Source organism: Hymenobacter jeollabukensis (assembly GCF_005771675.1).
Classification (GTDB): Bacteria; Bacteroidota; Bacteroidia; order Cytophagales; family Hymenobacteraceae; genus Solirubrum; species Solirubrum jeollabukense.
Window position 1 is genome coordinate 206,817 of sequence record NZ_VAJM01000001.1, and the last position, 26,405, is coordinate 233,221.

Below are 26,405 nucleotides of genomic sequence, written 5' to 3' on the forward strand. Positions count from 1 at the left end.
TATCGTTTCATGCTGAAACGCCTCCTGCTGACCGTGGTCGGCCTCTACTTCCTGTACCTGGCCGCGGGTATTGGTCTGGCCTACTTCGGGCTCGTTGACCGGGTCTATTTCTTCCCCTACTACTCCATCAAGCGCCCCCACGCCGACCAATCCGGCTTTTCGCCCGACGGCCCGCTGGTGCAGTACCAGCCTGCCGGCCCGGCCCTGAGCCGGCGCATCGTGCCGGGCCGGGCGGGCGCGGCGGTGCAGCTCGATAGGCTGGCCCGCGCCACCGATTCGCTGACCTGCTTCGTGCAGGAAACCGGTCTTACGTTCCGCTTTCCGCGCCACGCCTTTCCCGCTGCAGAACCCGCCGAGTACCCCGCGCCCGAAAAGATGCTGGTGGTGTCCGACATCGAAGGCAACTTTAAGGGGCTGCTGCTGCTGCTGCAGGGCGCCGGCGTGACGGACGCGCGGGCCCGCTGGACCTTTGGCCGGGGCCACCTGGTGTTCGTCGGCGACATGTTCGACCGCGGCCTGCAGGTGACCGAGTGCCTGTGGCTGCTCTACAAGCTGGAGCACGAAGCCGCGCAGGCCGGCGGCCAGGTGCATTTCATCCTGGGCAACCACGAGGTGATGAACCTGACCGGCCACTACAAGTACCTGCGCCGCAAATACCGCAAGAACGCTGACTCGCTCGGCGTCGACTACGCCCGCTGGTACGCCCCCGACACCGAGCTGGGCCGCTGGCTGCGCAGCAAAAACGTGGTGGAGCGCCTCGGCCCTACGTTGTTCGTGCACGGCGGTATCAGCCCCGAAGTAGCCGCCCTGCGCCTGCCCCTGTCGGCTCTGAACGACCTCACCCGCCGCAGCCTCGACGCGCCCGATACCACCGGCCTGCCGCCCGCCGAAAAGCTGGCGCGCAACCCCAAACTCAGCCCCGACTGGTACCGCGGCCTGGCCCAGGAAGAAGCCCCGGCGGCCCACGTAGCGGCGGTGCTGCGGCAGTACGGGGCCACCCGCCTGGTCATTGCCCACACGCCCGTGGAGCAGATTACCGCGCTCTACGGCGGGCAGGTCGTGGCCATCGATTTGCCGCACCAGGAGAATACCGGCCAAGGCTTTATGCAGGCCCTGTGGATTGAGGGCGGAAAGTTGTCGGTGGTGGATAATCAGGGGCGGAAGCGGGCGTTGTGAGCATATGGGTCGACACAAGGCTACCGCCATGCGTTTCAAGCTTGCCTTTTTACTACTTGTGGCACTTCCGGCCCACCTCGTGCTAGCTCAGCAGTCGGGCGGTGTGCACACGGCACCGGGCAAGGCGCTGCGGGTGCAGCGCGGGCTGCCGCCGCCGTACGTGCCTGATAAGGCCCCTCAACCACCTTTACCGCTGGTGGAAGTGCCCCGCTTCTGGCTCCCAATCGACAGCATACAGCGGCACGAACAACGCCTTCTTTTTTGGCGGTCCTTGCAAGGGAAGATGCAGTATCCGGCACCAGCTTTGCGTGCCCAGGCCGAAGGGAAGTTTACGTTCCGGTTGGTGGTTGGGCCTGATGGTGTAGTGCAACCCGCGGTGCTGGTACGCCGCTCCTTCACAATAGCCGAACCAGCATACGAACCCGCCGCCCTGGCCGCAATTGAGGCAGAAGGCCAACGGGTATTAGCTCGTTTACGGTTTGCATCCGCCCCCCGGGCAGATACCGTGTTTGTTCCACTCACCTTTTCCCTTCCATGACGGAAAAGTGTCCCCTGGGGAGGCATAGCTAATGCTATTGCCAGAGTTGCGGCCCACTCAGATCCGCACTGAGCAAGGACTTAACCGCCGGCAACGTCAGGTATTCTGCGCTCCGCCCTTACCGCGCCGCAATCGGGCTCAGTGGCCTTAAGAGGCTGGCCCAAAGGGCCGGTCAGCGCAGTTGCAGCTCTATCCTCGTTACTATTCCAGAAACCGGCGTCTTATCTGTTCCTTCGAATTCAACCAGAGTTTCCTGCTTCATATTTCGCAAGCCTCTGTTCACCAGACACCGTTTTACCTGGTATGCGGCTAAATACGCATCCTTTACTGGACGCGAACCAGCCACTCCGGAACCTCCATAGCCTAGTTGGAGTCTCATGCGCCGCAAGCTCCGCTGATTCAGCTGCTGAATTAGCGTATCCAACGCCGCAAAGCTGCTGGAGTCTACCCGGTAATCTGCGCCTGTAAACCGGACCATGCGGGTAATATCCAAGCGTACCGGCTGCCGATTCACCGGCCGTTGGGCGCAGCCGCTGCTTAGCGCTAATCCCGACAGGACCATTAACAGGAGCCCGCGCTTAGGCATGTCTCTTTGACCAATCTGAAGTGTAGACCCAGCTCTGACCGTGGTGCGTTTCCACATAGCTGCGAGTGGAGGCGAAGGTAGTGGACGGTAGGGCTAATTGCGAAGAGAAACGACAGTACAGCTGGCCGCCCTTACCGCGAAATAATCGTCCCTAACAACCCCGCCAGTTGCATATCCAGCTGCTTGAGGCTTTTGAAGATGGCCATCTGCGCCAGGTACTCCTCCACGTTGCTGGGATTCAAGGAGTTCATTGTGTTCAGGCACTCGGTCAGCTCCCGCTCCACGTTGCACTTGTTCAGACGCAGAATGGCGTTTTCGCAGGCCTGCTGCAGCTGGTCCAGCTCCCGGGGCACGTAAATCTGGTGGGTAATCCAGTTCGGGCTCAGCTCGTGCATCTCCGACACCATATCGGTAATGGCGGCGCGGATGTCGCCGCGCTCGTGGCGCACCAGCTCCCGGGCATCGGGGAAGCGGCCGGCCTGCACGGCCTGGGTGCAGAGGTGCAGCAGATCGGCGTAGATGGGCGTGCGGAAGGGCGTCTCGTCCACCTGGCTCACCAGGTACTCAGCCACGGACACGCCGTCGGCCAGAGCCTGGGCGGGGTAGTTCAAAATCAGCCGGATAACCTCCCGCTCGCAGCTCTGCTGCACGTCGGGCACCGGCTCCAGGTCGAGGGCGTCGCCTTCGCCGGGCTCCTCGTCGCCCATGAAGCCGTAGGCCTCGTCGGGCATGGAGTCGTCGTAGCCGGGGCTGGTGGCGGGCCGGGGGGCCGACGGCTGCGTCAGGCCGGTGAGCTGGCCGCCGGGCTGCACGGCCGCGCCGCTGCTGGCCGGGCGCGGGGCGGCACCGTTGCCGCTGTTGCGCGTGCCGCCGGTGGCGGGGCCTGCGTTACCGCCGCCGGGGCGCGGACCGGGCGCGGCCTGCTTCACCTGCTTGTTGTAGGCGTCGATGAGCACCTGCTCGTCGATGTGGAAGGTAGCCGACGTCTGCTGCAGAAACACCTGGCGCTTCAGCGGGTCGGGCACTTTGGCAATGCTCTGCAGGACCTCCCGGATTGCCTCGGCCTTCTTCACCGGGTCGTTGGCCGCCTCCTTGGCCACCAGCCGGGTCTTGAAGCTGATGAAGTCCTGGCTGTTCTCTTCCACGAACTGCCGGAACCGCTGGTCCCCGACTTTGCGGATGTAGCTGTCGGGGTCGTCGCCGTCGGGAAACAGCACCACGCGCACGTTCAGGCCGTTTTCCAGGATGATGTCGAGCCCGCGCAAGGCCGCCCGGATGCCGGCCGCGTCGCCGTCGTAGAGCACCGTCACGTTGTCGGTGTAGCGGGCAATCAGGCGGATCTGGCCCTCGGTGAGCGAAGTACCCGACGAGGCCACCACGTTCTTCACCCCGCCCTGGTGCAGGCTGATAACGTCGAGGTAGCCCTCCACCAAATAGCACAGCTCCTCCTGCCGAATGGCCTGCTTGGCCTGAAAAAGGCCGTAAAGCACGTCGGATTTATGATAAATCTCCGACTCGGGCGAGTTCAGGTATTTGGCGCCGGCTTTTTCATCCCGCCGCAGCGTGCGGGCCCCGAAGCCCACGACCCGGCCCGAAATGTTGTGAATCGGGAACATCACCCGGCCGCGGAACCGGTCGTAGCGCCGGCCGTCCTCCTCGCGCCGGATGACCAGGCCGGTTTTCTCCAGGTACTTCCCGTCGAAGCCGGCCTGCTGGGCGTGGTTGAGTACGTCGTCCCACTTGTCCAGCGAGTAGCCCAGCTCGAAGGTGTCGATGGTCTGCTGGTTCAGCCCGCGCTCCTTGAGGTAGGCCCAGCCGATACTCTCGCCCTCCTCCGAGTCGCGCAGCAGGGTCTTGTAGCGGTTTTTGGCCCAATCGGACACGATGTACTGCGAATCCCGCTCGTTCTGGGCCAGTTGCTGCTCGGGGGTGCGTTCCTCTTCCTTGATTTCGACGCCGTACTTCTTGGCCAGCCACTTGATGGCCTCCGGGTAGCTCACCGACTCGATGTCCATCACGAAGCGTACCACGTCGCCGGCCTTGCCGCAGCCGAAGCACTTGTAGATGCCCTTGGCCGGCGCCACCGAGAAGGAGGGCGACTTTTCGTGGTGAAAAGGACAGCAGGCCCACAGGTTCTGGCCCTTCTTCTTCAGCGACACAAAGTCGCCCACCACCTCCACGATATCGGCGTAGTGGAGGACTTGGTCAATGGTTTCTTTGGGGATGAGGGCCACGGCACAAAAGCTAAACGGACCGCGAAGGTACGAACGGGGCGGCCGGGGCGGTTGCCGGGGAGCCGGCTGGCGCCGGTTTAGCCGCGCAGCGGCGTAACCGGTGCCGACCATAAAGCAGGTTTTCAACCTGCGGGCGGCGCCCAAACGAGCAGTCCAGCTCCTTTAACAACAGTCGACTAACAACGGTCGACGCAGGCTGAAAGCCTGCCTTATTTTCGGCACCGATTACTCTCGCTTCGCTCGCTAAACCGGCGCCAGCCGCCTACAAATTGCGGCTGGCGGCCGTTTCGGGGATGATGACCACGTAATCGTAGCCGAGCAGGGTGGCCTGCAGCTCCTGGTCGGGCACGGGCAGGCCCTGGTAGAGCATGGCCCGGCGCAGGGGGCGCACATCGAACACCTGCCAGGCCGCGCCGGCGGGCGTAGCGGCCATAAAGGGGCGCAGCATGGCTTCGTCGGCCATGGAGTAGGCGCTGCTGTTCTTGCTGAAGTCCGCCGGGTTCTGGCCCGTCACCTTGCGGCCCTGCTTGCCGATAATGAAGATGTGCAGGGTTTTCTGGTCGTGAGCGTCGGCCAGGTTCACGGCCAGGTTGCCCACGTCGTAGATGTCGCCCCAGATGCTGCGGCCCCGGCCCAGGTGGTTGGCCCCGAACTTGAAGAGCATGGGCGGCAGCGGCTGCCCGGGCACCTGGTAGGGCTGCAGCTCCGCCAGCAGGTTGCGCTTCATCAGGTTGATGCGGGCCTGGTGGCCGCCGGGCTTGCCGGCGGCGTTGGTCTTGAAAATGGCCCCGCTGGCTTCCAGGTCGCGCAGCATCTGCTGCACGGCGGGCCCGTCCTGCCGGGTGAGGGTGCGCAGGCTGTCGAGCAGGCCGGGGCGCAGCGCGTTGATGCTGATGGCGCCGTAGTTGCCGGCCACCAGGGCGGCGCGGTCGTGGGCCTGCAGGGCGGCGGCTTGCTGGCGCAGGTAGAGGCGGGCCGGCTTGCTCTTGGTTTCGTCGGCCATCAGCCCCAGCAGGCGACCGGGCGTGGCAAAGCCCACCTGCTCCACGCCCACCAAGGCCGTGCCCCGGGCCCGCAGCGCTCGGGCCAGCTCAAACTCCTCGGCCCAGCTGTAAAACGACAGATTCATGGGGTACTGCTGTAGAAACGCCGTCGGCGGACCGGGCTGGGCCACCAGGCGCGTCAGGTCGCGGGCCTGGTACCGGTCGATTTCGGCCACGTACACCTTGGGCTGCAGCACCTGGGCCAGGGCCTGGGTGAAGGCCGGAATTTCGGCCATGCCGTGGTCTTCGCCCACCAGCACCAGCGCGCTTTTGCGGATATCCTGCTGCAGCTTGTCCCAGCCCGGCCCGCTGAATTGGGTGCCCGCGGCCGTCAGCGCCGTCTGGTTTTTGCGCATCAGCCGCACGAAGGCCGTATCCGCTGGCGCGGCGGCCGGCGCCTGGGCCGCGGCCGTGCCGCTGAGCAGCAGAGCACTTAGTGCCCCCAGCCATACCTGCTTCCGCCAAAATCTGCCCCCCGAAACCACCGCGCTGAACTTATGAATCATGTCAATCGTCCTTGAAAAGCATCAATACTGCGGGCCGAAGATAGCGCCGCGCCCCTATCGGGAGCTGGCCGGAAGATGCCGGCCGGTGCGGGTTGGTTGCCCCGGCGCGGTATTTAGCCGGGCCGGCACCGGCCACGGCCGCCTTGCCCCAACTTTGGCCCAACCTTGGCCCCGTTTGCTGGTTATCTTTGCGCCTTCCTTTCGTCTCTTCCCTCCTACCATACATGGCCACGATTACCAAAGAAGCCGTCCTGAAAGCCCTGAGCTACGTTGAGGAGCCCGATCTGGGCAAGGACCTCGTCACGCTCAACATGATTGAGGACGTGCAGATCGACGGGCAGAAGGTCGCCTTCACCGTCGTGCTGACCACCCCCGCCTGCCCGCTCAAGGAGCTGATTCACAACGCCTGCGTGCGCGCCATTCACACGATGGTCGACAAGGACGCCGAGGTGACGGTGAACCTGACTTCGCGGGTGACCAGCATGCGCCAGAACCGCGACGTGCTGCCCGGCGTGAAGAACATCATTGCCATTGCCTCGGGCAAGGGCGGCGTGGGCAAAAGCACCGTCACGGCCAACCTGGCCGTGGCCCTGGCCCGCTCCGGGGCCAAAGTTGGCCTCATCGACGCCGACATTTCGGGCCCCTCGATGCCGGTGATGTTCGGCGTGGAGGACGCCCGCCCGCACGTGTTCCAGAGCGAAGACGGCCGCAACCTGATCGAGCCCATCGAACGGTTCGGGGTCAAAATCATGAGCATTGGCTTCCTGGCCCCCGCCGAGTCGGCCATCGTGTGGCGCGGCCCTATGGCCTCGTCGGCGCTCAAGCAGTTCATCACCGAAGTGGACTGGGGCGAGCTGGACTACCTGCTGCTCGACATGCCCCCCGGCACCTCCGATATTCACCTAACGCTGGTGCAGACGCTGCCCGTGACGGGCGCCGTTATCGTGACCACGCCGCAGAAAGTGGCCCTGGCCGACGCGCAGAAGGGTTTGCAGATGTTCCGGCAGCCGCAGATCAACGTGCCGGTGCTCGGCATCATCGAGAACATGGCCTGGTTTACACCCGAGGAGTTGCCCGACAACAAGTACTACATCTTCGGCCAGGGTGGCGGCGCCGCGCTGGCTGCCAAGCACGAAGTACCGCTGTTGGGCGAGATTCCGCTGGTGCAGGGCATCCGCGAAAACGGCGACCAGGGCATCCCAGCCGTGCTCCAGACCACCTCGGCCGTGGCCCCCATCTTCGAGCAGCTGGCCGAGTCGGTGGCCCGGGCCGTGTCCATCCGCAACAACGTGGCCCCGCGCACGCAGGTGGTCGAAATGAAGTAAACCCGGCGCGAGTGCCGCGAAAGTGCGAACTTCACGGCCCCGCCCAGTGTCTTGTGTCTATGTCTGCAACTGCCTCTGTTCTGGAACATCCCCTGCTACCGCGCATCGAGCAGGCCCTCGACGGCATCCGCCCCTACCTGGAAGCCGACGGCGGCAACGTCCGCGTGCTCGACATTACCGACGACATGGTCCTGCGCCTGGAGCTGCTCGGCGCCTGTGGCACCTGCCCCATGTCGCCGATGACGCTGAAAGCCGGCGTGGAGGAATCGGTGAAGCGCGCCGTGCCCGAAATCCGCGCCGTGGAGGCTGTGAATGGCGCCACCGCGCCGCAGCCGGCCGGACAGGTTCGGTAGAGTTCGTTTTTCGTTGTTGGTTTTCCGTTTCTCGGAGGCCAGAATAGCAGCGCCCCGCTCCTGCCGGTTTCGGCGGAGGCGGGGCGCGGTTTTTTAGTGATTATTTATTCGAAGTCACGTCAAGCTTGGCACTCAACGATTGAAAGTGTACTGCAAACCAATACTGAAAAAATTAAAGTAATCAATCCTACCGTAATTCAAACGAAGACTGGTGTTTCTCAAGATGAACCCCTGAGTATACACAGAGTAAGTGGTGTAATGAAAATAATATCCAAAATCAACACCCAGATACATTGCGCTCAAAGATTTCTTATCAAAGTTTCTAGTATAACTTTTCTGAAGCCCTATTTTCGCACCGAAGCCTTTCGCGTTATTCAATTCCTGCCATCCTATTTTAGTAACTACTCCACAGTTGATGAAGCCAAGCCCACGTTCTGCTGATAGATTAGCATTCCGATAAAGTAATCTGTTGCCGCTAAAACTCAGCTGAGAATATTCAATAGAAGCTAATGAAACCCAGCGCAAGGAAGTATATGCCAATTTACCATCAAAGGAGTAGCTGTTTTTAAAATCAGTCATCCCCTGAATCTTATAAAGTATGGAAGCAGGCAAGTCTTCAAAGTGCATAACCGGTTCTTCATCTAATCCATTACTCAAAGACACGCCACCAAACTGATTAACAACATCATAATTTAAGCCTATCGTTGACCACCGGTTGTGAGGATGTTTTAGTACAGAATCAAGTGCCGCGATATTCACTTGTCCGCGGCACACAGAGCAGTAACAAGTCAGTAACAGTAGCAGGAATGCTCGAATCATTAGGTTAGTTTTTGTGGCATGACACATCGAATAGATTGCTCTAGTCTTCTTTTTCCATAAAAACAGCCAAGAATTCAAAATTTGGCTGTGGGACCAGTATCGGCGAAACACGAATACGGCCGTGTTCTTCATTTAGCGCCACGGTTCTACCTTTGCCCCATTCCGTACCACCCTGCTGATTCCGAACATGGCCAACCCCAACGACCCCGCCCTGCACTCCTGGATTGACATTCCGCCCCACAGCGACTTTCCCATCCAGAACCTGCCCTTCGGCGTGTTCTATACCGAGGACCGGGGCACCCGCGTGGGCGTGGCCATTGGCGAGTATGTGCTGGATTTGTATGCGGCCAGCCAGTTTGGCTACTTCCGCGGGCTGGATTTGCCCACCGAGCCCAAGGTGTTCCGCCGCCGCTCCCTGAACGCGTTTATTAAGTTGGGCCGGCCGGCGTGGCGGGCCGTGCGCCAGCGCGTGAGCGAGATTCTGCGCCACGACAACGGCGAGCTGCGCGACCAGGAGGAAGCCATGCGCGAGTGCCTGCTGCGCCAGCGCGACGTGCGGATGCTGCGCCCGGTGAAGCCCCAGAACTACACCGATTTCTACAGCAGCATCGAGCACGCTACGAACGTGGGCACCATGTTCCGCGACCCCAGTAACGCCCTGCTGCCCAACTGGAAGTGGATTCCCATCGGCTACCACGGCCGCACCAGCAGCATCGTGGTCAGCGGCACCGATATCCGCCGGCCCAACGGGCAGCGCAAGGCGCCGGACGCGCAGGTGCCCACGTTCGGCCCCTCGCAGCAGCTGGATTTCGAGCTGGAGGTGTCGATGGTGGTGGGGCAAGGCACCGAGATGGGCCAGACGGTGCCGCTGGCCGAGGCCGAAGACCACGTGTTTGGGCTGATTTTGTTCAACGACTGGTCGGCCAGGGACCTGCAGAGCTGGGAGTACGTGCCGCTGGGGCCGTTTCTGGGCAAGAACTTCGGCAGCAGCGTCTCGCCCTGGGTGGTGACGCTGGACGCGCTGGAGCCCTTCCGGGTGGCCGGCCCGGTGCAGGAGCCCGAGCCGCTGCCCTACCTGCAGCAAACCGGCGCCCACAACTTCGACATTCAGCTGGAGGTGAGCCTGGCCCCGCAGGGCGGCCCCGAAACCGTCATCAGCCGCACCAACTACAAGGACATGTACTGGAGCATGGCCCAGCAGCTGACCCACCACGCCTCGAACGGCTGCCCGCTGGAAGTCGGCGACCTGTACGCCTCGGGCACCATCAGCGGCGCCACGCCCGACGCCTACGGCTCGATGCTGGAGCTGACCTGGCGCGGCACCAAGCCGCTGACGCTGGCCGACGGCTCACAGCGCAAGTTCATCCTGGACGGCGACACGGTGGTGATGCGCGGTTTCTGCCAGCGCGGCGAAGTGCGCATCGGCTTCGGCGAGGTGCGCGGCACGGTGCTGCCGGCGCATGGTGAATGAGTGAATGAGCGAATGAGTGATTGTCGTTCTGATACTTCACTCATTCGCACATTCACCTCGGGCCAACCTTATCGGTCCGGAGCCGCACTACCTGTTAGCTATTCGATTGTTTTGCATGCATTTCGTGTTTTCCTGTTTGGTCGCGCTGACGGCGGCCACCATTGGCAGTGCAGCCAGCCAGGCCCAAGCCATTAGTGGCACCATCCGCAACGGCCGTACCCACGAGCCGGTGCCCTTCGTCAACCTGGGACTGCCCAAGCGCAACCTCGGCACCGTGGCCGACGAGCAGGGGCGCTACCAGCTGGCGGCCCGCCCCGAGTACGCGACCGATACCGTACGCGTATCCAGCCTGGGATATGAGCCGCTGCTGCTGCCGCTACGCACTCTGCTGGCTCAGCCCAACCTGGAGCTGCAGCCCCAGGCGGTGGAGCTCGGCGAGGTAGCCGTGGCGGCCCCCGGCGCCTACCGCGACCTGCGCACCGTGGGCCTGGCCAAGTCGGCCCGGGGCTTCGTGGTACACATGACTTCCAACCAGCTGGGCACGGAGCTTGGGGCCCTGGTGCACCTGCCGAAACGCCCGGCGCTGCTCCAGAGCCTAAACGTGGTGGTAGCTAAAAACGACGCCGGCCCCCTCACCTTCCGCCTGAACCTCTACCGCCTCGACGCGTGGGGCTTCCCCACCGCCGCCAAGCTGCTGAGCCACGACGTGCTGCTGACGGCAACTCCCCAAGCCGGCGTGCTCACCGTGGACCTCGCGGCCGAAAAGGTGGTGCTGGACGAAGACTTTCTGATGGGTCTGGAACTGGTGCAAGTACCCGCCTCCCCCACCCCACTCGACCTGACAAAGCAGATCAGCTTCGGGGGCGCCCTCGAGCTGGGCGGGCAGCTGTTTGTGCGCCTCGCCAGCCAGGGCCAGTGGATAAAGCCCACCGTGACGAGCAACGGCCCGCTGCTGGGCCGCCGGCCGGCGGTGGCCCTGTACGCCACGGTGAAAGAGTAGCGGGCCGACAACCGTGGCGAACGGGCAGCAGCCTCTACCGCGCCAACTTCACCAGCCGGCGTACCTCCCGCTGCCCCTCGGCTTCGAGCTGCAGCCAGTAGACGCCGGGGTGCAGCAACCCCAGGTCGATGGTCAGCGCGTCGACCTGCTGGCGGGTGCGGGTGAGCAGCACGCGGCCCAGCGCGTCGGAGATGCGGATGGCAAAGGGCAGGCAGCTGTTGGCCTGCGGCAGCACCGTCAGCTGGTCGGCCACGGGGTTGGGGAACACCTGCACCTGGCTCAGGCACTTGCCCACAGGCTGTACCAGCCCGGGCTGCGCCAGAACCTGCGCGAAGGCCGCCAGCTGCCGGGGCCGCAGCCGCCGGTGCTGGAAGTTGGCCGGATACACAAACACGCCGTGGGCTTCCCAGTACGTCTGGTTATCGGTGGCAATCAAAGAACTACCGCTCATTCCGGGGGCCCCGTCCTGCAGGGGAATTACATACTGCCAGACCGTATCGGCCTTGCTGCCGGCGCCGAATTCGTAGTAGAGCGTATCGCCGTTGTAGCGGGGCGGCTGCACGAGGTCGTCGCCGGCCGGGTAGCTGAACTTATGCCAGACGGGAACCTCGTAATCGGCTGGGTTGCGGTAGCTGCCCAGGCTCACCCAGCCGGTGGTCTGGCCGATGGGGCGGGCCAACTCCAGCAACGCCAGGTCGTCGAATTCCGCGCCGGTGGTCCAGCTCTGAAACAGGTAAAACCGGTAGGCAAACGCGCTCGGTAGCACCGGGTCGCGGCCGTTGTCGTAGGCCGGCACCACCAGGATGCTGTCGGCACCATATGTCAGCCGGCGCGTGATATAGTTGGACACGCAGTGAGCGGCCGTCAGCACAAACCGCTCCCCGACCAGCGTGCCCGTACACATCTGCAGCCGCTGACCGCCCTGGTAGGCAAACAGCGCAACGGTGGTGCGAACGGGGTAATCGAGCACGTTGAACGAAGCCGCAGCGCGGCGGCGCGGACTGAACTGGGTGCCAGGCAGCGCGTCGGTGCTCGGGGGCGTTTGGGCCAGGGTCACCCGGTTGGCCAGCGCCCCGAAAGAGTGCGCGGTGCGCAGCGGCCCGGTGGCCGGTAGCGGCACCGCTGGCAGTACGTGGTTGCGCCCGGTGCGCAGATCGTAGCAGACCACGGCATTGCCTTGCGCCCAGGCCAGGACAGGAAAGCACACCAGAAACAGCAACAGGAGTCGAAGTAATAGCATAAGCAGCAGAATAACCGAGGTAGCAAACGCGGCCCCGCTCCACTTATTGCCAAGCGCCGGCGCAGTACAGCCCGTTGGTTTACCCGTAGAGCCGCTCGGTCCGCAGCCGACGCCAGCGGCGCAGCAACAGGAAGCTACTGGCCAGCCCGCCCAGCACCAGCCAGTACACCAGCTCGGTGGCCCACACGCCGGGCAGCGGCAGCCGCCACCAATGCACGGCCGCATAAGCCGTCAGCAGGTAGGCCCCGATGGCGACGACTTCGATCTGAAACGCCCGCCCGGCCCCGCCCAGGCCGATAATGCTGTTGTAGAGAATATTGCTGGCGGCGAAGAGCGTGAGAATCAGGGTCAGCACCGGGGCCAGGGGCACCAGGGCGGCGTTCAGGGCCGGCTCGGAGGTGAACAGCCCGCCCACGTGCACCGGCAGCAGGCTGATGAGCAGACCCACCGGCACCGTGGCCAACAGGCTCAGCGCGATGGTGCGGGCAATGACGGGGGCCAGCAAATCAGGGCGGCGCTGGCCCAGGTAGCGGCTGGTGAGCGTGTAGATGGCCGAGGCCAGCGCCAGGGAGGGCAGGCTGACCACCGTGTACACGCTGCGCACGATATTGGACACGGCCAGCTCCTGCCGCCCCATCGCGCCTACCAGCACGAAAAACCCGAACCAGCCGGCCGTTTCGACCAGCTGCTTGCCCACGATGGGCGCCCCGACCAGCAGCAGGCGCCGCAGCGGCAGCCGCATCGGGGGGTGGCGCAGCAGGGCGTAGCGGTACCGCAGCCCGGGCCGCCGCAGCGCCAGCAGCAGCACCGCCGCCCCCGCCCCCTCCGATACCACCGAGGCCCAGGCCGAGCCGGCAATGCCCAGCTTCGGCAGTCCCAGTCCGCCCCACACCCAGCCGTAGTTCAGCGCCACGTTGGCCAAGGTCATCAGCAGGGTGCTCAGGCTGATGACGCGCGTGCGGGCAATGCCGGTGAAAAAGCCCGCGAGGCAGTGCCACAGGAAGCTGGCCGGCAGGGCCCACACCACGGCGCGCAGGTACAGCTGCATCTGCCCCCCCACCGCCGCATCGTCCACGAGGCGGGCGGCCAGCCCGGGCGCCAGCGCGTAGCCCAAAGCGGCCAGCGCGGCGGCCAGGGTCAGGCTCAGGTACAGGGTGTTGTCGAACAGGCGGCCGACGGCGCGGCGGCGGCCCTGCCCGATGCGGCGAGCGGTGAGAATCTGCAGGGCCACGGCCAGGCCCGCGCCCACGGTGGTGAGCAGGTAGAACAGCAGCCCGCCCAGGCCTACGGCTGCCAGCGGCACCTCGCCCAGTCGCCCCACAAACACCGAATCGGTCAGGTAAATGACGCTCTGCGCCAGGCTGCCCAGCATAATGGGCGCCGCAATGTCGAGGATGGCGCGGTAAGACGCCGGGCGCCGGCGACGGGACATGGGGTGAGGTGGTGAGGTGGTGAACTGGTGAGTTGATGTTCTGAAATGGGCCCGTTGAACGTCAACTCACCACTTCACAATTTCACCACCTCACCGCGGTAGTAGCAGTTCAGGATGGAGTCCATCGGCTCGCGGCCGGCGGCTACGGCTTCCACTTTGGCCTGGTAGCGGGCTTCGAGCAGGGGCTTGAGGGGCTGGTCCACCTGGTTGAAGTGGCGGAAGGCTTCCGTGAGCTTGGCATCCCACTCGGGGTGGAAGTTCAGCAGGTCGTCGGGCAGCACCTGGGTGCGGGCGCTGCCGGGCTCGGGCAGGCAGTCGAAGGGCTCCCACACGTTCAGGTAGCCGTAGTCGTCGGTCAACTCCTCGCCGGGGTGAATGTCGCGCACGGCCAGCTCGAAGTTGTAGGCCGTCGACACCAGGGAGCTGTTGAAGGAGTGGTTGACGAAGCGGGAGTTGTCCCAGCAGAGCACGAAGTCGCCCTGGGCGTCGCGGTAGCTGTACTTGTTGAGAATGTCCTTGTGCATCTGGTCGAGCCCGCGCACCCGCTCGGGGCTGAACGTCTGGTCGAAGGCGTCGAAAATCCAGCAGATGGTGCCTTTGGGAATGAAGCGGGTGGCCACCACGCCGTAGCCGATTTCGGGGGAGATGAAGCGCAGTTCGGTGTCAGGATGAATCATGGGGAGGGAAGGCAGAAAGCGGAGAATTGCAATACTAGCCAAAAGCCGGCTGCGACCCTAACGGCTTGTGTGGTTGGCCAAAGCGCCGCGCGCTGCGAAGCCCGGGCGGGCTTCGGGCAGGTCTACGGATTTAACGCAGATACCCGGAGGTTAACACGTAAATCCGCCCGCAAAGCGCCGATTCGGCTCCGGCCGGCGTACTAGTTCCACAGCTACCTGGTCGGCGCGCGCCATTGGCCGCGCCGGCCGGGTAGTTCTGCTGTATTTCCCGCCCATCAACCGCCAAAACGCCTAAGCCTATGCTTGCTATGGATTACCGGGGCCCCAAACGGGTCCGCGCCGTGCAAAAACCCATGCCGGAAATCAAGCACCCGCAGGATGCCATCGTGAAGGTGCTGCGCACCTGCATCTGCGGCTCCGACCTGCACCTCTACAACGGCAACGTGCCCGACACCCGCGTGGGCTCCACCTTCGGCCACGAGTTCGTGGGCGAAGTGGTGGAAGTCGGCGCGGAAGTCACCAAGGTGAAAGTCGGCGACCGGGTCATCGTGCCCTTCAACATTGCCTGCGGCGAGTGTCACTTCTGCCGCCAGGGCATGTTCGGCAACTGCCACGAATCGAACACCGAGGCCACGGCCGTGGGCGCCATTTTCGGCTACTCGCACACCGCCGGCGGCTTCAACGGCGGGCAGGCCGAGTACTGCCGCGTGCCCTACGCCAACGTCGGCCCGGTCATCGTGCCCGAGGGCATGGACCTGGACGACGCCGTGCTGCTCACCGACGTGGTGCCCACCGGCTACCAGGCCGCCGAAATGGCCGGCATTCAGACCGGCGACACGGTGGTGGTCTTTGGGGCCGGGCCCATCGGCATCATGGCTGCCCGCTGCGCCTGGCTGTTCGGCGCCGGCCGCGTCATCATCATCGACCAGGAAGACTACCGCCTCGATTTTGCCCGCAACTACTCCTACTGCGAGGCCTACAACTTCAAGGAAATGGACGACCCGGTCGTGTTCATTAAGAAAATCACCGACTGGATCGGGGCCGACGTAGTCATCGACGCCGTGGGCGCGGAAGCGGCCGGCAACACCATGCAGACCATTACCGGGCGCAAGCTGCTGCTGCAGGCGGGCTCGGCCACGGCCCTGCACTGGGCCATCAACTCGGTGAAGAAGGGCGGCGTGGTGAGCATCGTGGGCGTGTACGGGCCGACCGACAACTTGGTGCCCATTGGCAACGTGCTCAACAAGGGCCTGACCATCCGGGCCAACCAAGCTTCGGTGAAGCGCCTGCTGCCGCGCCTAATTCAGCACGTGCAGAGCGGCGTGCTCAACCCCAAAGGGCTGATTACGCACCGCCTGCCGCTGGAGGAAGTGGCCGACGGCTACCGCATGTTCTCCGCCAAGCTCGACAACTGCATCAAAACCGTGCTGCTGCCCCCTACCGCCAGCAACTAGCGCCGCCCGACTCATGGAAACCAACGTGATAAACACGCCCATCGACCCCAAGCAGATTCCCGGCTGGGGCATCGACGCCGACCCTAAGAACGACCCGACCTACCCCATGCGCCAGCGCATGAACGTGGGCCAGGACCCGGACAGCAAGCACCGCCCCCAGTCGCTGCAGCCCGTCGATACCGAAGTGCTGCGCTCCATTGAGCGGCCCAACGTGTCGGCCGTGTTCGGCACGCCCGAGCCGCCCAGCGGCCTGAGCGGCATGATCCGGCGGGCGGCCTTTCACTACAGCGAAAACCGCTACCGCCACTGGCTGCCGCTGGTGCTGGCCGACCGCGTAAACGTGGTGGAGGGCATCATCGAAGACCTGGCCCACGGCAAGCTGCCCAACATCTGGGCCGAGAAGGGCTACGACGTGGAGTGGAAGCACAACCGCACCAGCCTGATCCTGAAACTCTCGGCCGTGGCCGCCGTAGCTGCGGGCGCCGTCGTGCTGCTCAGCTCCGGCGACAAAGAGCCGAAGAAGCCGAAGCACTACCGCGGGGCATACCCCGAGGAATAGGCCCGAACGCACATGCCTTTCTTCCGAAGTCCGGTTGGCACCTGCCAGCCGGACTTTTTGTGTTTTTTCCCAGCTATTGTCACTGGAAATGGCTGCGCAACGTGATAATTTTACCCGTTCGCGCGGTGGCGCGGCGGCTCCGTGGAGCATTCTGTTATTCTCCCATTTCTCGTTTTATGCGGAAAAATTTTACGCTAGTCCTGGCATTGTGCGGGGGGCTTCTGCTTCAGTCCGGTACCGCGCTACGGGCGCAGAGCCTCGACCCGGACTTTCTGCCGACGGTGCTGAAAGCACCCATGGTATCGACGCTGCAATCGGGCGTGAACACGCTGGCCGTGCAGGCCGACGGCAAAATCCTGGCGGCCGGCGGCTTCGATTTCGTGGGCGGCACGCTCACCGGCAAGCTGCAGCGCTTCAACACCGACGGCACGGTGGATGCCACCTTCAACGCCGGCACCGGCGCCAACGGCTTTATTTCGGCCGTGGCCGTGCAGCCCGACGGTAAAATCCTGGTGGCGGGCGGCTTCAATACCTTCAATGGCGCCGTGGATGCCAACCTGGTGCGCCTGAACGCCAACGGCTCGCTCGACGCCACCTTCTCCAGCATCGGCGCCGGCGTGCCGCGGCAGCCGATGAGCCTGGCGCTGCAGCCCGACGGCAAGCTGCTGGTGGGCGGCATTTCCACCGACCTAGCCGGCCTCAGCAGCCCCTCGGTGGTGCGGCTGAACGCCAACGGCACCAAGGACACGGGCTTCAACCCCGGCACCGGGGCCGATGGGGGCTTCGTACGGACCCTGACGCTGCAGCCCGACGGCAAGATCCTGGCTGGCGGCTCGTTTTCGACCTTCAACGGCCAGACGGCCAACAGCCTCGTGCGCCTGAACGCCAACGGCTCGGTCGACGCGACGTTTGCGGCCAGCAATCAGTTGCTCAACGGCTCGACGCAGGCCGTGCTGCGCCAGGCCAGTGGCAAGTTGCTGGTGGCCGGCTCGTTTTTTACGAACAACGCGAGCTTGCGCCTGTTGCGGCTGCTGCCCGACGGCAGCCCCGACAACACCTTTACGCCCGGCACCGGGCCTAACGGCTTGGTCATCAGCATGAAGGAACTCAGCTCGGGCGCGGTGCTGCTGGGCGGCTCGTTTGCGCAGTACGACGGCGTGGCCCGGGGCCGCCTGGCCCGCATTTCGCCCGATGGCGTGCTGGATGCTGCGTTTGCCCCCAACACCGGTGCCAACAGCAGCGTGCTGGCCCTGGCTACCACCAGCACCGGGCAGGTGCTGATCGGCGGCATCTTCAGCCAGTACAACGCGACCGACCAGACGGCCCTGGCCCGGCTCAGCAACAGCGGCTCGCTCGACGTGGGCTTCTCGCCCCTCATCGAAGCCCGCGGCACGGTGCAGCAGGCGTTTCCGCTGAGCAACGGCCAGCTGCTGGTGGGCGGCAACCTCAGCGCCATCAACGGCACTACCCTGACGGGGGCAAACACCCTGCCGCGCCGCTTCAACGCCGACGGCTCCCTGGACGCGAGCTACGCGCCGGCCGTCAGCGGCTCGGTGCTGGCCGCGCTGCCGGGCGGCGGCAGCTACGTGCTCGATAATACCGCCGCTGTTACCGTACGGCGCCTGCTGCCCGGTGGCACCCTCGACAACGGGTTTGCAACGCGCACCCTCGCCAGCCGCTACGGCACCGGCACCGGCAACCTCGGCGCCTCCCTGTCGGGCGCTGCTCTCCAGCCCGATGGCAAGGTGCTGCTCTACGGCGTCTTCTCTTCCTACGACGGGGTGCCGCGCAGCAGCTTGGTGCGCCTGCTGGCCGACGGCTCACTCGATGCTTCGTTTGTCCCGCCGGCTAGCACCAGCCTGCCAGTCAATCCCAACGAATTCCGCCGCGTGACGGCGGTGTGGGTGCTGCCCGGGGGCAAGATCCTGTACCAATGGGCTGCTTACCAAGGCTCGCTTCAGCAGTTCTTAACCCGCCTCAACGCCGACGGCAGCGTGGATAACACCTTTGCCATCGGCACGGGACCGGCCAACGCCAGCGGCGCGCTGCCCACCTTCGCCGTGCTGCCCCAGTCCGATGGCAAGCTGCTCGTCTGGAATACGGCCTTCACCAGCTTCAGCGGGCAGTCGGCGCCCTACGGCCTGACGCGCCTGACCACCACCGGCGCGGTAGACGCCACGTTTTCCGGCCTGACGGAGTACTACACGCCGCGCTACGTGCAGGCCGACGGCAAAATCGTAGCCACTACCGGCAGCAACGCGTTGAGCAACGCCGGCAGCCAGCTGGTGCGCCTGAACGCCGATGGTTCGCGCGACAACGGCTACGCGGCCGTGGCCGTGCCGAGCAGCATTTTCACCGGCGACGACGTGCTGACGGGCGTGACCCAGCAGCCCACCGACGGTAAGCTGATCCTCTACGGCTCGTTCCGCTACGTGGCCGGCCAGACGCGCATCGGCCTGGCCCGCCTCACCAATACCACCCTGGCCACCCAGCCGGCCGGCAAGCTGCCCCAGCCGCTCACGCTCTACCCCAACCCGGCCCAGCAGCAAGTAACGGTGCAGCTGCCCGCCGGCGCCGAGCAGCTGCGCCTGCTCGATTTGCAGGGCCGCCTGGTGCAGCAGCGCCGCCTGCCCGCCCGCCAGGCGGAAGCCAACCTGAATCTGACGGCAGTGCCCGCCGGACTGTACCTGGTACAGGTCGTGGGCGCAGCCGGCCTCTACCAGCAGCGCGTAGTGGTGACGCACTAACCGCAAGCGGTTCAGCTGGCAGTCATTGCGAGCAACGCGAAGCAACCGCAGGAAGGCGTAGCCAATCCTTCCGCTCGCGGCACGACGGCCCCACTGGTAGAAAACGAAAACGGCACTGCCCGAAACCAAGTAACTCTAGTTTCGGGCAGTGCCGTTTTCGGTTCGCAGGAATTGTAGCGGCGGTGCTACTAGAGGAAGGATTGCTTCGGCTACGCCTCGCAATGACTGCTTGTACTACCGCTTACTTCCGCCCGCCGATGATTTCGTCCACCACGGCCGGGTCGAGCAGGGTGGTGGTGTCGCCGAGGTTGCTGGTTTCGCCTTCGGCTACTTTGCGCAGGATGCGGCGCATGATTTTGCCGGAGCGCGTTTTGGGCAGGCCCGACACGATTTGGATCTTGTCGGGGCGGGCAATTTTGCCGATTTCGGCCACCACGGTTTCGATGATGCTGGCTTCGAGGTGGAGCAGGTCGGTTTCCTTCTGCCCCTCGCCCGGCCGGCAGATAACGTAGGCGTAGATGCCCTGCCCCTTCACGTCGTGCGGGAAGCCCACCACGGCCGACTCCACCACGTGGGGGTTTTGGTTGATGGCGTTTTCGATTTCGGCCGTGCCGAAGCGGTGGCCCGACACGTTGATGACGTCGTCGACGCGGCCGATGATGCGGTAGAGGCCGTTTTCGTCGCGGCGGGCGCCGTCGCCGGTGAAGTAGTAGCCGGGGTACGGCCGGAAGTAGGTCTGCTCGGCGCGCTCATGGTCGCCCCAGGTGGTGCGGATGACGGCCGGCCACGAGGCCTTGATGGCCAGGTAGCCTTCCTGGTCGTTGCCCTCGATTTCCTGGCCTTCCTGCGTCAGCAGCACCGGCTGCACGCCGGGTATGGGCAGGCCGGCGTGGGCGGGCTTCGAGGGCGTGATGCCGGCCAGGGCCGAGAGCATGATGCCGCCGGTTTCCGTCTGCCACCAGGTATCCACGATGGGGCAGCGCTCCTTGCCCACGTGGGTGTGGTACCAGTACCAGGCTTCCTCGTTGATGGGCTCCCCCACCGAGCCGAGCACCCGCAGCGAGTCGAGCGAGTAGCTAAGCACGTTGTCGAGGGGCGCGGCCATCAGGCTGCGGATGGCGGTGGGCGCGGTGTAGAAGATGCTCACCGAGTGCTTGTCGATGACTTCCCAGAAGCGGCCGGCGTCGGGGTAGGTCGGCACGCCCTCAAACATGAGCGAGGTGCTGCCGGCCAGCAGCGGGCCGTAGAGCAGGTACGAGTGGCCGGTGACCCAGCCCACGTCGGCGGTGCACCAGTACACGTCGTTTTCCTCCACCTGAAACACGTTGCGGAAGGTGTAATCGGCCCACACCATGTAGCCGGCGGTGCTGTGCACCACGCCCTTGGGCTTGCCCGTCGAGCCGGAGGTGTAGAGGATGAACAGCGGGTCTTCGGCCTCCATTTCCTCGGCCGGGCAGGTTTTGGCCACGCCCTCGGCTTCCTCGTGGTACCACACGTCGCGGCCTTCGTGCATGTGCACGGGCCAGCCCAGGTGCTCCACCACCAGCACCTTGCGCACCGAGGGGCAATGGGCCAGGGCCTCATCCACCACGCGCTTCACCGGAATCTGCTTGGGGCCGCGGTTCAGCCCATCGGCGGTGATGACGAAGGCGGCTTCGGCGTCGTTGACGCGGTCGGCAATGGCGGTGCTGCTGAAGCCGGCGAAGATGACCGAGTGAATGGCTCCGACGCGGGCGCAGGCCAGCACGGCAATGGCCAGCTGCGGAATCATGGGCATGTAGAGGCACACCCGGTCGCCCTTCTCCACGCCGAGGTTGTGGAGCACGTTGGCGAAGCGGCACACTTCCTGGTGCAGCTCGCGGTAGGTCAGGCGCAGGTGGCGCTGCTTGGGGTCGTTGGGCTCCCAGATCAGGGCCAGCTTGTTGCCGCGCTGGGCCAGGTGGCGGTCGAGGCAGTTCTCGGTGATGTTGAGGCGGGCCCCGTCGAACCAGGTGCTGCGGCCTTCGGGCGAAAACGCGCCGCCGCGCACCGAGGTCCACTTGCGGCGCCAGGTAAAGGGCTCGGCCACCTCGGCCCAGAACGCGTCGGGGTCCTGGACGCTGCGCTGGTAGGCCTGCTGGTACTCTTCAACGGAACGAATGCGGGGGTGCTGAGGCATGAGGAGGTGACTGGTAGGTAGGAGCGGCAGTTTACGAAAAAGCGGCTGCGCCCGCGTTGTCGGATTGTCGCAGAATGTGGCGCTGGAGTCGCAGAGCGGGATGTAGCGCGAACGTTCCGGGCGCGTCGCGCTGCTGGCGCCTGGCCGGAAGTCGTGCTGCGCGACGCGCCCGGAACGTCCGCGCCATATCCCCTACCCCTTTCGCTGCCAGCTTGCTGCTCAGGTGGTTCGGGGCGCTCCGTTGTTCGCTGAACGGCTTCTGCGTCGGTACTGCGCGCCACTACGTCCGGTGCGCGTGCTTCTTTGTGCGTCGAACAGCCTTTGCGTTGGTTTCGGCCGTTTCTTCGTCCGTTAAACGGCTTCTTTGTTGGTTGCGGGCGCCTCTTTATCCGTTGGGGGCGCCTCTTTATCCGTTGGGGGCGCTTCTTTATTCGTTGGAGGTGCTTCTTTATCCGTTGCGGGCGCTTCTACGTTGGTTTCGGTCGCTTCTACGTCCGTTTCCGGTGCTTCTCCGTTCGTCGCGGTGTTTCTAAGAAGGTTTCCGCTGCTTCTACGTCCGTTTCCGGTGTTTCTACGCTGATTTGCGCGGTTTGAATCGGCGTAGAAGCTACTCACGGGCATCAAGAAAGCTAGCAGGCCGGTGTAGAGACGCATCCTTGCGTCTCGTCGTTGAACAATTTTCGCTGCCACGGCGAGGTCCACGCGGCGCGGACGCCGAGACGCAAGGATGCGTCTCTACATCGGCCCGATGTTTATTCCTGGATCAGCTTCACGCCCCGCACGTCCTTCATGAGCGCGGTGCCGATAATCCAGCAGGCCAGCGCGATGATGACCGGGTAGAGCAGGCCCGACAAGGAGGCGTGCTGCTGGAAAAACGAGCCTTCGGGCTGGGCCTTGGCCCACACCGCAATCCAGGTGGCTACGAGCGGCACGAAGCCGCCGAACACGCCGTTGCCGATGTGGTAGGGCACGGAGAGGGAGGTGTAGCGCACTTTCGTGGGGAACAGCTCCACCAGGTAGGCGGCAATGGGGCCGTAGACCATCGTGACGAACAACACCAGGCAGAAGGTCAGCGCTGTCATCATCGGCAGGTTGGGCGTGAGGGCCTTCTGCACGGCGGCCACGGTTTTGCCGGCCGCGTCGACGGTGGCGGGCGTGACTTCCGTCAGCGGGCCGGCGTAGGCCTGCAGGCCGTAGAACAGGGGCACGGTGAAGAGGGCCGCGCAGAGCATCCCGGTCATGATGATGCGCTTGCGGCCGATGCGGTCCGAGAGGGCGCCGAAGTACACGAACAGCGGGGTGGCCAGCACCATGGCCACCACCAGCACGATACTAGCGTCGATGAGGTCGAGCTTCAGCGTGTTCTGCATGAAGGAGTAGGCGTAGAACTGCGAGGTGTAGAACACCACGCCCTGCCCCATGGTGGCGCCGAACAGGGCAATGAGCACCAGGCGGCGGTTCACCGGGTTCAGAAACGACTCGCGCAGCGGGTGCTGGCTGGTGCGCCCCTCGGCCTTGGCTTTGGCAAAAAGCGGCGACTCGTGCAGGCGGCGGCGGATGTAGTACGAGGCCACAATCAGGGCCGAGGAGAGCAGGAAGGGCACCCGCCAGCCCCAGTCTTTAAAAGCCGCGTCGGACATGGACTTCTTGGTCAGCACAATCACCAGGATGCTCAGAATCAGGCCGGCGGTGGCCGTAATCTGGATGTAGCTGGTGAAGTAGCCGCGCTTCTTATCGGGCGAGTATTCGGCCACGTACGTAGCCGCGCCGCCGTACTCCCCGCCCAGGGCCAGCCCCTGCAGCAGCCGCAGCACCAGCACGATGAGCGGGGCCGCCAGCCCGATGCGGTCGTAGCTCGGAATCAGGCCCGTAACCACCGTGGCGCCGCCCATGATGAGTAGGGTGAGCAGGAAGGTGTACTTGCGCCCGATCATGTCGCCGATGCGGCCGAAGAACACCGCCCCGAAGGGACGCACCACGAAGCCCGCGCCGAACACGGCCAGCGCTCCGAGCAGGGTGTCCTCGGGCTTGCCCTGCGAGCCGAACAGCACCGGCCCGATGATGGCCGCCAACGAGCCGAAGATGTAGAAGTCGTACCACTCGATGACGGTGCCCACCGAGGAGGCCGAAATGACCTGCCAGATTTTGCCGACGGGCACGTCGTTGTTGTCGTGGGCCGCCGGGGTGGCGGCGGCGCCCGCGGCCCGGGTTTCGGTGGCCGGGGCGCGGTGCGGGAGCTGGGAAGGCATGGGAATCGGCTGGTGGTGGAAAGGACGTGGCGGCCAATGTACACGCCCCCGGGCCCAAACCTGCCTGTACCCTCCTATTCCGGCCGCCAAAACCTATCCGAAAACGGTTGCGTGGCTGGTCACGTCATCCTGCGCGCGGCGAACCGGAGGTCGACGAAGCGCTACATCCGCAGCAGGGCAGCCAGCACGGCATCGGTGGCCAGGGCCAGGCGGCGCAGGTCCAGTTTTTCCAGCGAGTCGGTGGCGTGGTGGTAGTTGCGGTTGCGGTAAAAGGCGGTGTCGGTGAGCAGCAGGGCCGAGTAGCCGAACTGCCAGTAGTTGAGGTGGTCGGAGAAGTCGACGCCGGGCAGACAGGCGGGCCCGATGAAGCGCTTGACGGGCAGCTGGGCGCCGTGGTCGTAGTGGCGGCTGAAGCGCCGGGCGAAACGGCCGCCGCCCAGCTTGCGCACGGCCGTGACGTAGTTGCCGCGCCCGCCGTAGAGCAGCCGCAACGGGCCGAAGGGGTAGTGCTGGGAGCCGGGCCGGTCGTCGTAGTAGCCGAGCATTTCCAGGGCCACCATGCCCGTTACGGCCGCCTGTTCGTCGTGCAGGCTCTTGGCGTGCACGTAGCTGCCCATCTGCCGGGTGCGGAAGTAGGGCGGCTCTTCCAGGGTGTAGGCCACCAGGTCGATGCGCTGCTTCAGGTTGGCTTGCTGCCCGAGCAGGCGGGCCAGCTCCAGCAGCGCGGCCACGCCCGAGCCATTGTCGTCGGCGCCGGGCTGCTCCCCGCACACGTCGTAGTGCGCCCCCACAATGAGGCGCGGGCCGGTTGCGGGCCCGAAGCTGGCAATGACGTTGCGGTAGGTCTGGCCGCCGGCCTGGTAGGGCTGCTCCGAAACGCGGCCGCCGCTGCGGCTCAGCTGCCGGCCGAGGTAGGCGGCTACCGAGTCGAGCACGGCGACGTACTGGTGGTTACGCGGCTGCGGGGTCGAGACGAGGTAGGTAAGGTGTCGGCGCAGGCGGGCAGAGTCGGCAGAGGCCGCTGCGGTGGCGGCGGCCGGGCGGCTGTGGGCAATCAGCAGGCCCAGGCAGACGATTATCAGGGGTAGACGCATACGTGTAAGCAGACAACGACCCGCGGAAGACGCCAGTACATTTTGGCCGGATCAATATTAGACTATGCGAATTTTACAAATCAGGCCTTGGCTCAGCTCATTAGCAGGTTATTTGCACAATCACAATATTCACTTAAACAAGCTTCTCCTATTTTGAATTTTCGCACGACAAAGTAAAAGCAGCGTGTATCAACAAGGCAGCAAGCTTCTTAGATTTGCAATGGGTTCAACGGGCTCAGGCAGAACTGACTCAGCAATTAGATTTTTTCGCCAGCTCAGCCTCACTGCCAACCGAACCCGCATCGAATAAGTACTATTAGCCGGCAGCCAGGTTACGGGTTGCCTTCAGCTTGCCAGCCGTTGTTGCATGGGTAAACTCTACTTCTGCTTCTTCCTGCTTACGCCGCGGCTGCGCCGCTCCGCCGCCGGCCTGCTGGCCGCGTTGGGGCTGTTGCTGGCCGCCCCGGTGGCCCAGGGCCAGTCGGCCGCCGATACGCTGCGCGTGGTGCGGCTGGCCAACGTGGACGTGAACCCCGAAGCGGTGCAGGGCTGGCTGCTCGTCAACCCCGACATCCGGCTGGAGCTGGAGGGGGCCGTCGACAACCTATACAACTTCAAGCACGACAAGGCCCAGCGGCAGTTTCGCTCCCTGCGCCGCCGCTACCCTCAGCACCCCATGCCCTACTTCCTGATGGGCCTGGCGCAGTGGTGGCAGATGGTACCCTCGCAGCTGCAGACCACCAGCTACGACCGGCCCTTCCTGGCGTACATGGACACGGCCATTACCAAGGCCGAGGCGCTGTACGCGCAGGACGCGCACAACTACGAGGCCTGCTTTTTCCTCTCGGCCGCCTACGGCTTCGATGCCCGCCTGAACGCGCTGCGCCACAACTGGCGCCGCGCTACCGTCAGCAGCAAGCACGCCCTCGACTACCTCGCCAAAAGCCAGGAAGCCAATAACCTCAGCCCGGAGTTTCTCTTCGGCCAGGGCCTGCTGAACTACTACGCGCCGTGGATTTCGGACAACTACCCGCTGCTGAAGCCGGTGCTGCTGTTTTTCCCCAAGGGCAACCGGCAGCTGGGCCTGCAGCAGCTGCGCCACGTGGCCGCCAACGGCTTCTACACCGCGCCCGAAACGCAGTATTTCCTGCTGCAGATTCTGCAGTACGAGGAGCACCGCCCCCACGAGGCCCTGCCCCTGGCCCGCACGCTGGCCGCCAGATACCCCGACAACCCCTACTTCCAGCGCACCTACGCCCAGCTGTGCTTCAGCCAGGGCCAGATCCGCGAGTGTGAGCGGGTCAGCCTGGAAATCCTCGACAAGCTGGGCCACGGGCAGGCGGGCTACGAGGCCGTGAGCGGGCGCTACGCCAGCTACTTTCTGGCCTATCTGCAGCAGTACCGCTACAAGAACCCGGCCCAGGCCCGGGAGCTGTACCAGCGCTGCCTGGTCTTCGCCGAAACCACCGGCGACACCCGCGGCGGCTATTACCTGAACGCCCATTGGAACCTGGCCAAGCTGGCCCAGCAGCAGCAGGACTGGTCGGCCGCTACGCGCTACTTCGCGCTGGTGAAGGCCCAGGCCGAGCCCTACTCCGAAATGGCTACCGACGCCGAGGCGTACTTCAAGGAAAAGCGCCACGCCCGCGCCGGTAAGCACGGCGGGGACGGTACCAGCACGCTGAGCCTGGCGCGATAAGGCGGCTACGGTGGCCGTCAGCATGTTGGCGGGGAGTGTACTTTA

General features: G+C 64.6%; 20 protein-coding genes. 10 read left to right on the top strand and 10 right to left on the bottom strand.

Features of this window, described 5'->3' with window-relative positions:
- Positions 1-9 precede the first annotated feature (9 nt).
- Entirely contained in the window at positions 10-1,176 is a 1,167-nt protein-coding gene (locus FDY95_RS00955) for a metallophosphoesterase (RefSeq protein WP_171025473.1), read from the top strand.
- A gap of 28 nt (positions 1,177-1,204) precedes the next feature.
- Positions 1,205-1,714, top strand: coding sequence for a hypothetical protein (locus FDY95_RS00960; protein ID WP_138074850.1), 510 nt, complete (start codon positions 1,205-1,207; stop codon positions 1,712-1,714).
- A gap of 717 nt (positions 1,715-2,431) precedes the next feature.
- Here the strand turns inward: FDY95_RS00960 and dnaG are convergent.
- Complete coding sequence (gene dnaG, locus FDY95_RS00965; protein ID WP_138074851.1) at positions 2,432-4,534, bottom strand: DNA primase; 2,103 nt, start codon at positions 4,532-4,534, stop codon at positions 2,432-2,434.
- A 262-nt stretch (positions 4,535-4,796) separates the two neighbouring features.
- Positions 4,797-6,083, bottom strand: a complete 1,287-nt coding sequence (locus FDY95_RS00970; RefSeq protein WP_138074852.1) for a hypothetical protein — start codon at positions 6,081-6,083, stop codon at positions 4,797-4,799.
- A gap of 224 nt (positions 6,084-6,307) precedes the next feature.
- Here FDY95_RS00970 and FDY95_RS00975 point away from each other — a divergent pair, with 224 nt between their 5' ends.
- Positions 6,308-7,408 (top strand): Mrp/NBP35 family ATP-binding protein, encoded by a 1,101-nt coding sequence (locus FDY95_RS00975; protein WP_138074853.1) that lies wholly within the window; start codon positions 6,308-6,310, stop codon positions 7,406-7,408.
- A 59-nt stretch (positions 7,409-7,467) separates the two neighbouring features.
- Positions 7,468-7,761 (top strand): NifU family protein, encoded by a 294-nt coding sequence (locus tag FDY95_RS00980; RefSeq protein WP_138074854.1) that lies wholly within the window; start codon positions 7,468-7,470, stop codon positions 7,759-7,761.
- Between the two features lie 132 nt (positions 7,762-7,893).
- Here FDY95_RS00980 and FDY95_RS00985 read toward each other — a convergent pair whose 3' ends face one another.
- On the bottom strand, positions 7,894-8,580 hold the full coding sequence (locus FDY95_RS00985; protein ID WP_138074855.1) for a hypothetical protein: 687 nt from the start codon (positions 8,578-8,580) through the stop codon (positions 7,894-7,896).
- A gap of 187 nt (positions 8,581-8,767) precedes the next feature.
- On the opposite strand from FDY95_RS00985, the gene fahA reads away from it, so the two are divergent.
- Positions 8,768-10,051, top strand: a complete 1,284-nt coding sequence (gene fahA, locus FDY95_RS00990; RefSeq protein ID WP_138074856.1) for a fumarylacetoacetase — start codon at positions 8,768-8,770, stop codon at positions 10,049-10,051.
- A gap of 124 nt (positions 10,052-10,175) precedes the next feature.
- Positions 10,176-11,051: a carboxypeptidase-like regulatory domain-containing protein gene (locus FDY95_RS00995; RefSeq protein ID WP_171025474.1), complete on the top strand. Its 876-nt coding sequence runs from the start codon at positions 10,176-10,178 to the stop codon at positions 11,049-11,051.
- A 34-nt stretch (positions 11,052-11,085) separates the two neighbouring features.
- Here FDY95_RS00995 and FDY95_RS01000 read toward each other — a convergent pair whose 3' ends face one another.
- From FDY95_RS01000 to FDY95_RS01010, 3 genes are all read right to left on the bottom strand, one after another.
- Positions 11,086-12,291, bottom strand: a complete 1,206-nt coding sequence (locus FDY95_RS01000; RefSeq protein WP_171025475.1) for a T9SS type A sorting domain-containing protein — start codon at positions 12,289-12,291, stop codon at positions 11,086-11,088.
- A 79-nt stretch (positions 12,292-12,370) separates the two neighbouring features.
- The gene (locus tag FDY95_RS01005) at positions 12,371-13,723 is read right to left on the bottom strand and encodes an MATE family efflux transporter (protein WP_138074859.1); all 1,353 of its coding nucleotides are present in this window, start codon (positions 13,721-13,723) and stop codon (positions 12,371-12,373) included.
- Between the two features lie 74 nt (positions 13,724-13,797).
- A complete protein-coding gene (locus tag FDY95_RS01010) occupies positions 13,798-14,400 on the bottom strand; it encodes an SET domain-containing protein (protein ID WP_138074860.1) in 603 nt (200 codons plus the stop codon).
- 299 nt (positions 14,401-14,699) lie between these two features.
- On the opposite strand from FDY95_RS01010, the gene FDY95_RS01015 reads away from it, so the two are divergent.
- From FDY95_RS01015 to FDY95_RS01025, 3 genes are all read left to right on the top strand, one after another.
- Entirely contained in the window at positions 14,700-15,854 is a 1,155-nt protein-coding gene (locus tag FDY95_RS01015; RefSeq protein WP_138074861.1) for a zinc-dependent alcohol dehydrogenase, read from the top strand.
- A 13-nt stretch (positions 15,855-15,867) separates the two neighbouring features.
- Positions 15,868-16,413 carry a hypothetical protein gene (locus FDY95_RS01020; RefSeq protein WP_138074862.1) on the top strand — a complete coding sequence of 182 codons (546 nt, stop codon included), beginning with the start codon at positions 15,868-15,870 and terminating at the stop codon, positions 16,411-16,413.
- 281 nt (positions 16,414-16,694) lie between these two features.
- Positions 16,695-19,160: a T9SS type A sorting domain-containing protein gene (locus FDY95_RS01025; protein WP_171025476.1), complete on the top strand. Its 2,466-nt coding sequence runs from the start codon at positions 16,695-16,697 to the stop codon at positions 19,158-19,160.
- A 241-nt stretch (positions 19,161-19,401) separates the two neighbouring features.
- Here FDY95_RS01025 and acs read toward each other — a convergent pair whose 3' ends face one another.
- The 4 genes from acs to FDY95_RS01045 form a co-directional block, all read right to left on the bottom strand.
- Positions 19,402-21,318, bottom strand: coding sequence for an acetate--CoA ligase (gene acs / locus FDY95_RS01030; RefSeq protein WP_138074864.1), 1,917 nt, complete (start codon positions 21,316-21,318; stop codon positions 19,402-19,404).
- Positions 21,319-21,669: 351 nt separating this feature from the next.
- The gene (locus FDY95_RS01035) at positions 21,670-21,933 is read right to left on the bottom strand and encodes a hypothetical protein (RefSeq protein ID WP_138074865.1); all 264 of its coding nucleotides are present in this window, start codon (positions 21,931-21,933) and stop codon (positions 21,670-21,672) included.
- A 137-nt stretch (positions 21,934-22,070) separates the two neighbouring features.
- Positions 22,071-23,567 carry an MFS transporter gene (locus FDY95_RS01040; protein WP_138074866.1) on the bottom strand — a complete coding sequence of 499 codons (1,497 nt, stop codon included), beginning with the start codon at positions 23,565-23,567 and terminating at the stop codon, positions 22,071-22,073.
- Between the two features lie 161 nt (positions 23,568-23,728).
- Positions 23,729-24,661, bottom strand: coding sequence for a M28 family peptidase (locus tag FDY95_RS01045; RefSeq protein ID WP_138074867.1), 933 nt, complete (start codon positions 24,659-24,661; stop codon positions 23,729-23,731).
- Positions 24,662-25,028: 367 nt separating this feature from the next.
- Between FDY95_RS01045 and FDY95_RS01050 the strand changes: the two genes are divergently transcribed.
- The gene (locus FDY95_RS01050; RefSeq protein ID WP_138074868.1) at positions 25,029-26,360 is read left to right on the top strand and encodes a tetratricopeptide repeat protein; all 1,332 of its coding nucleotides are present in this window, start codon (positions 25,029-25,031) and stop codon (positions 26,358-26,360) included.
- Positions 26,361-26,405: the final 45 nt, after the last annotated feature.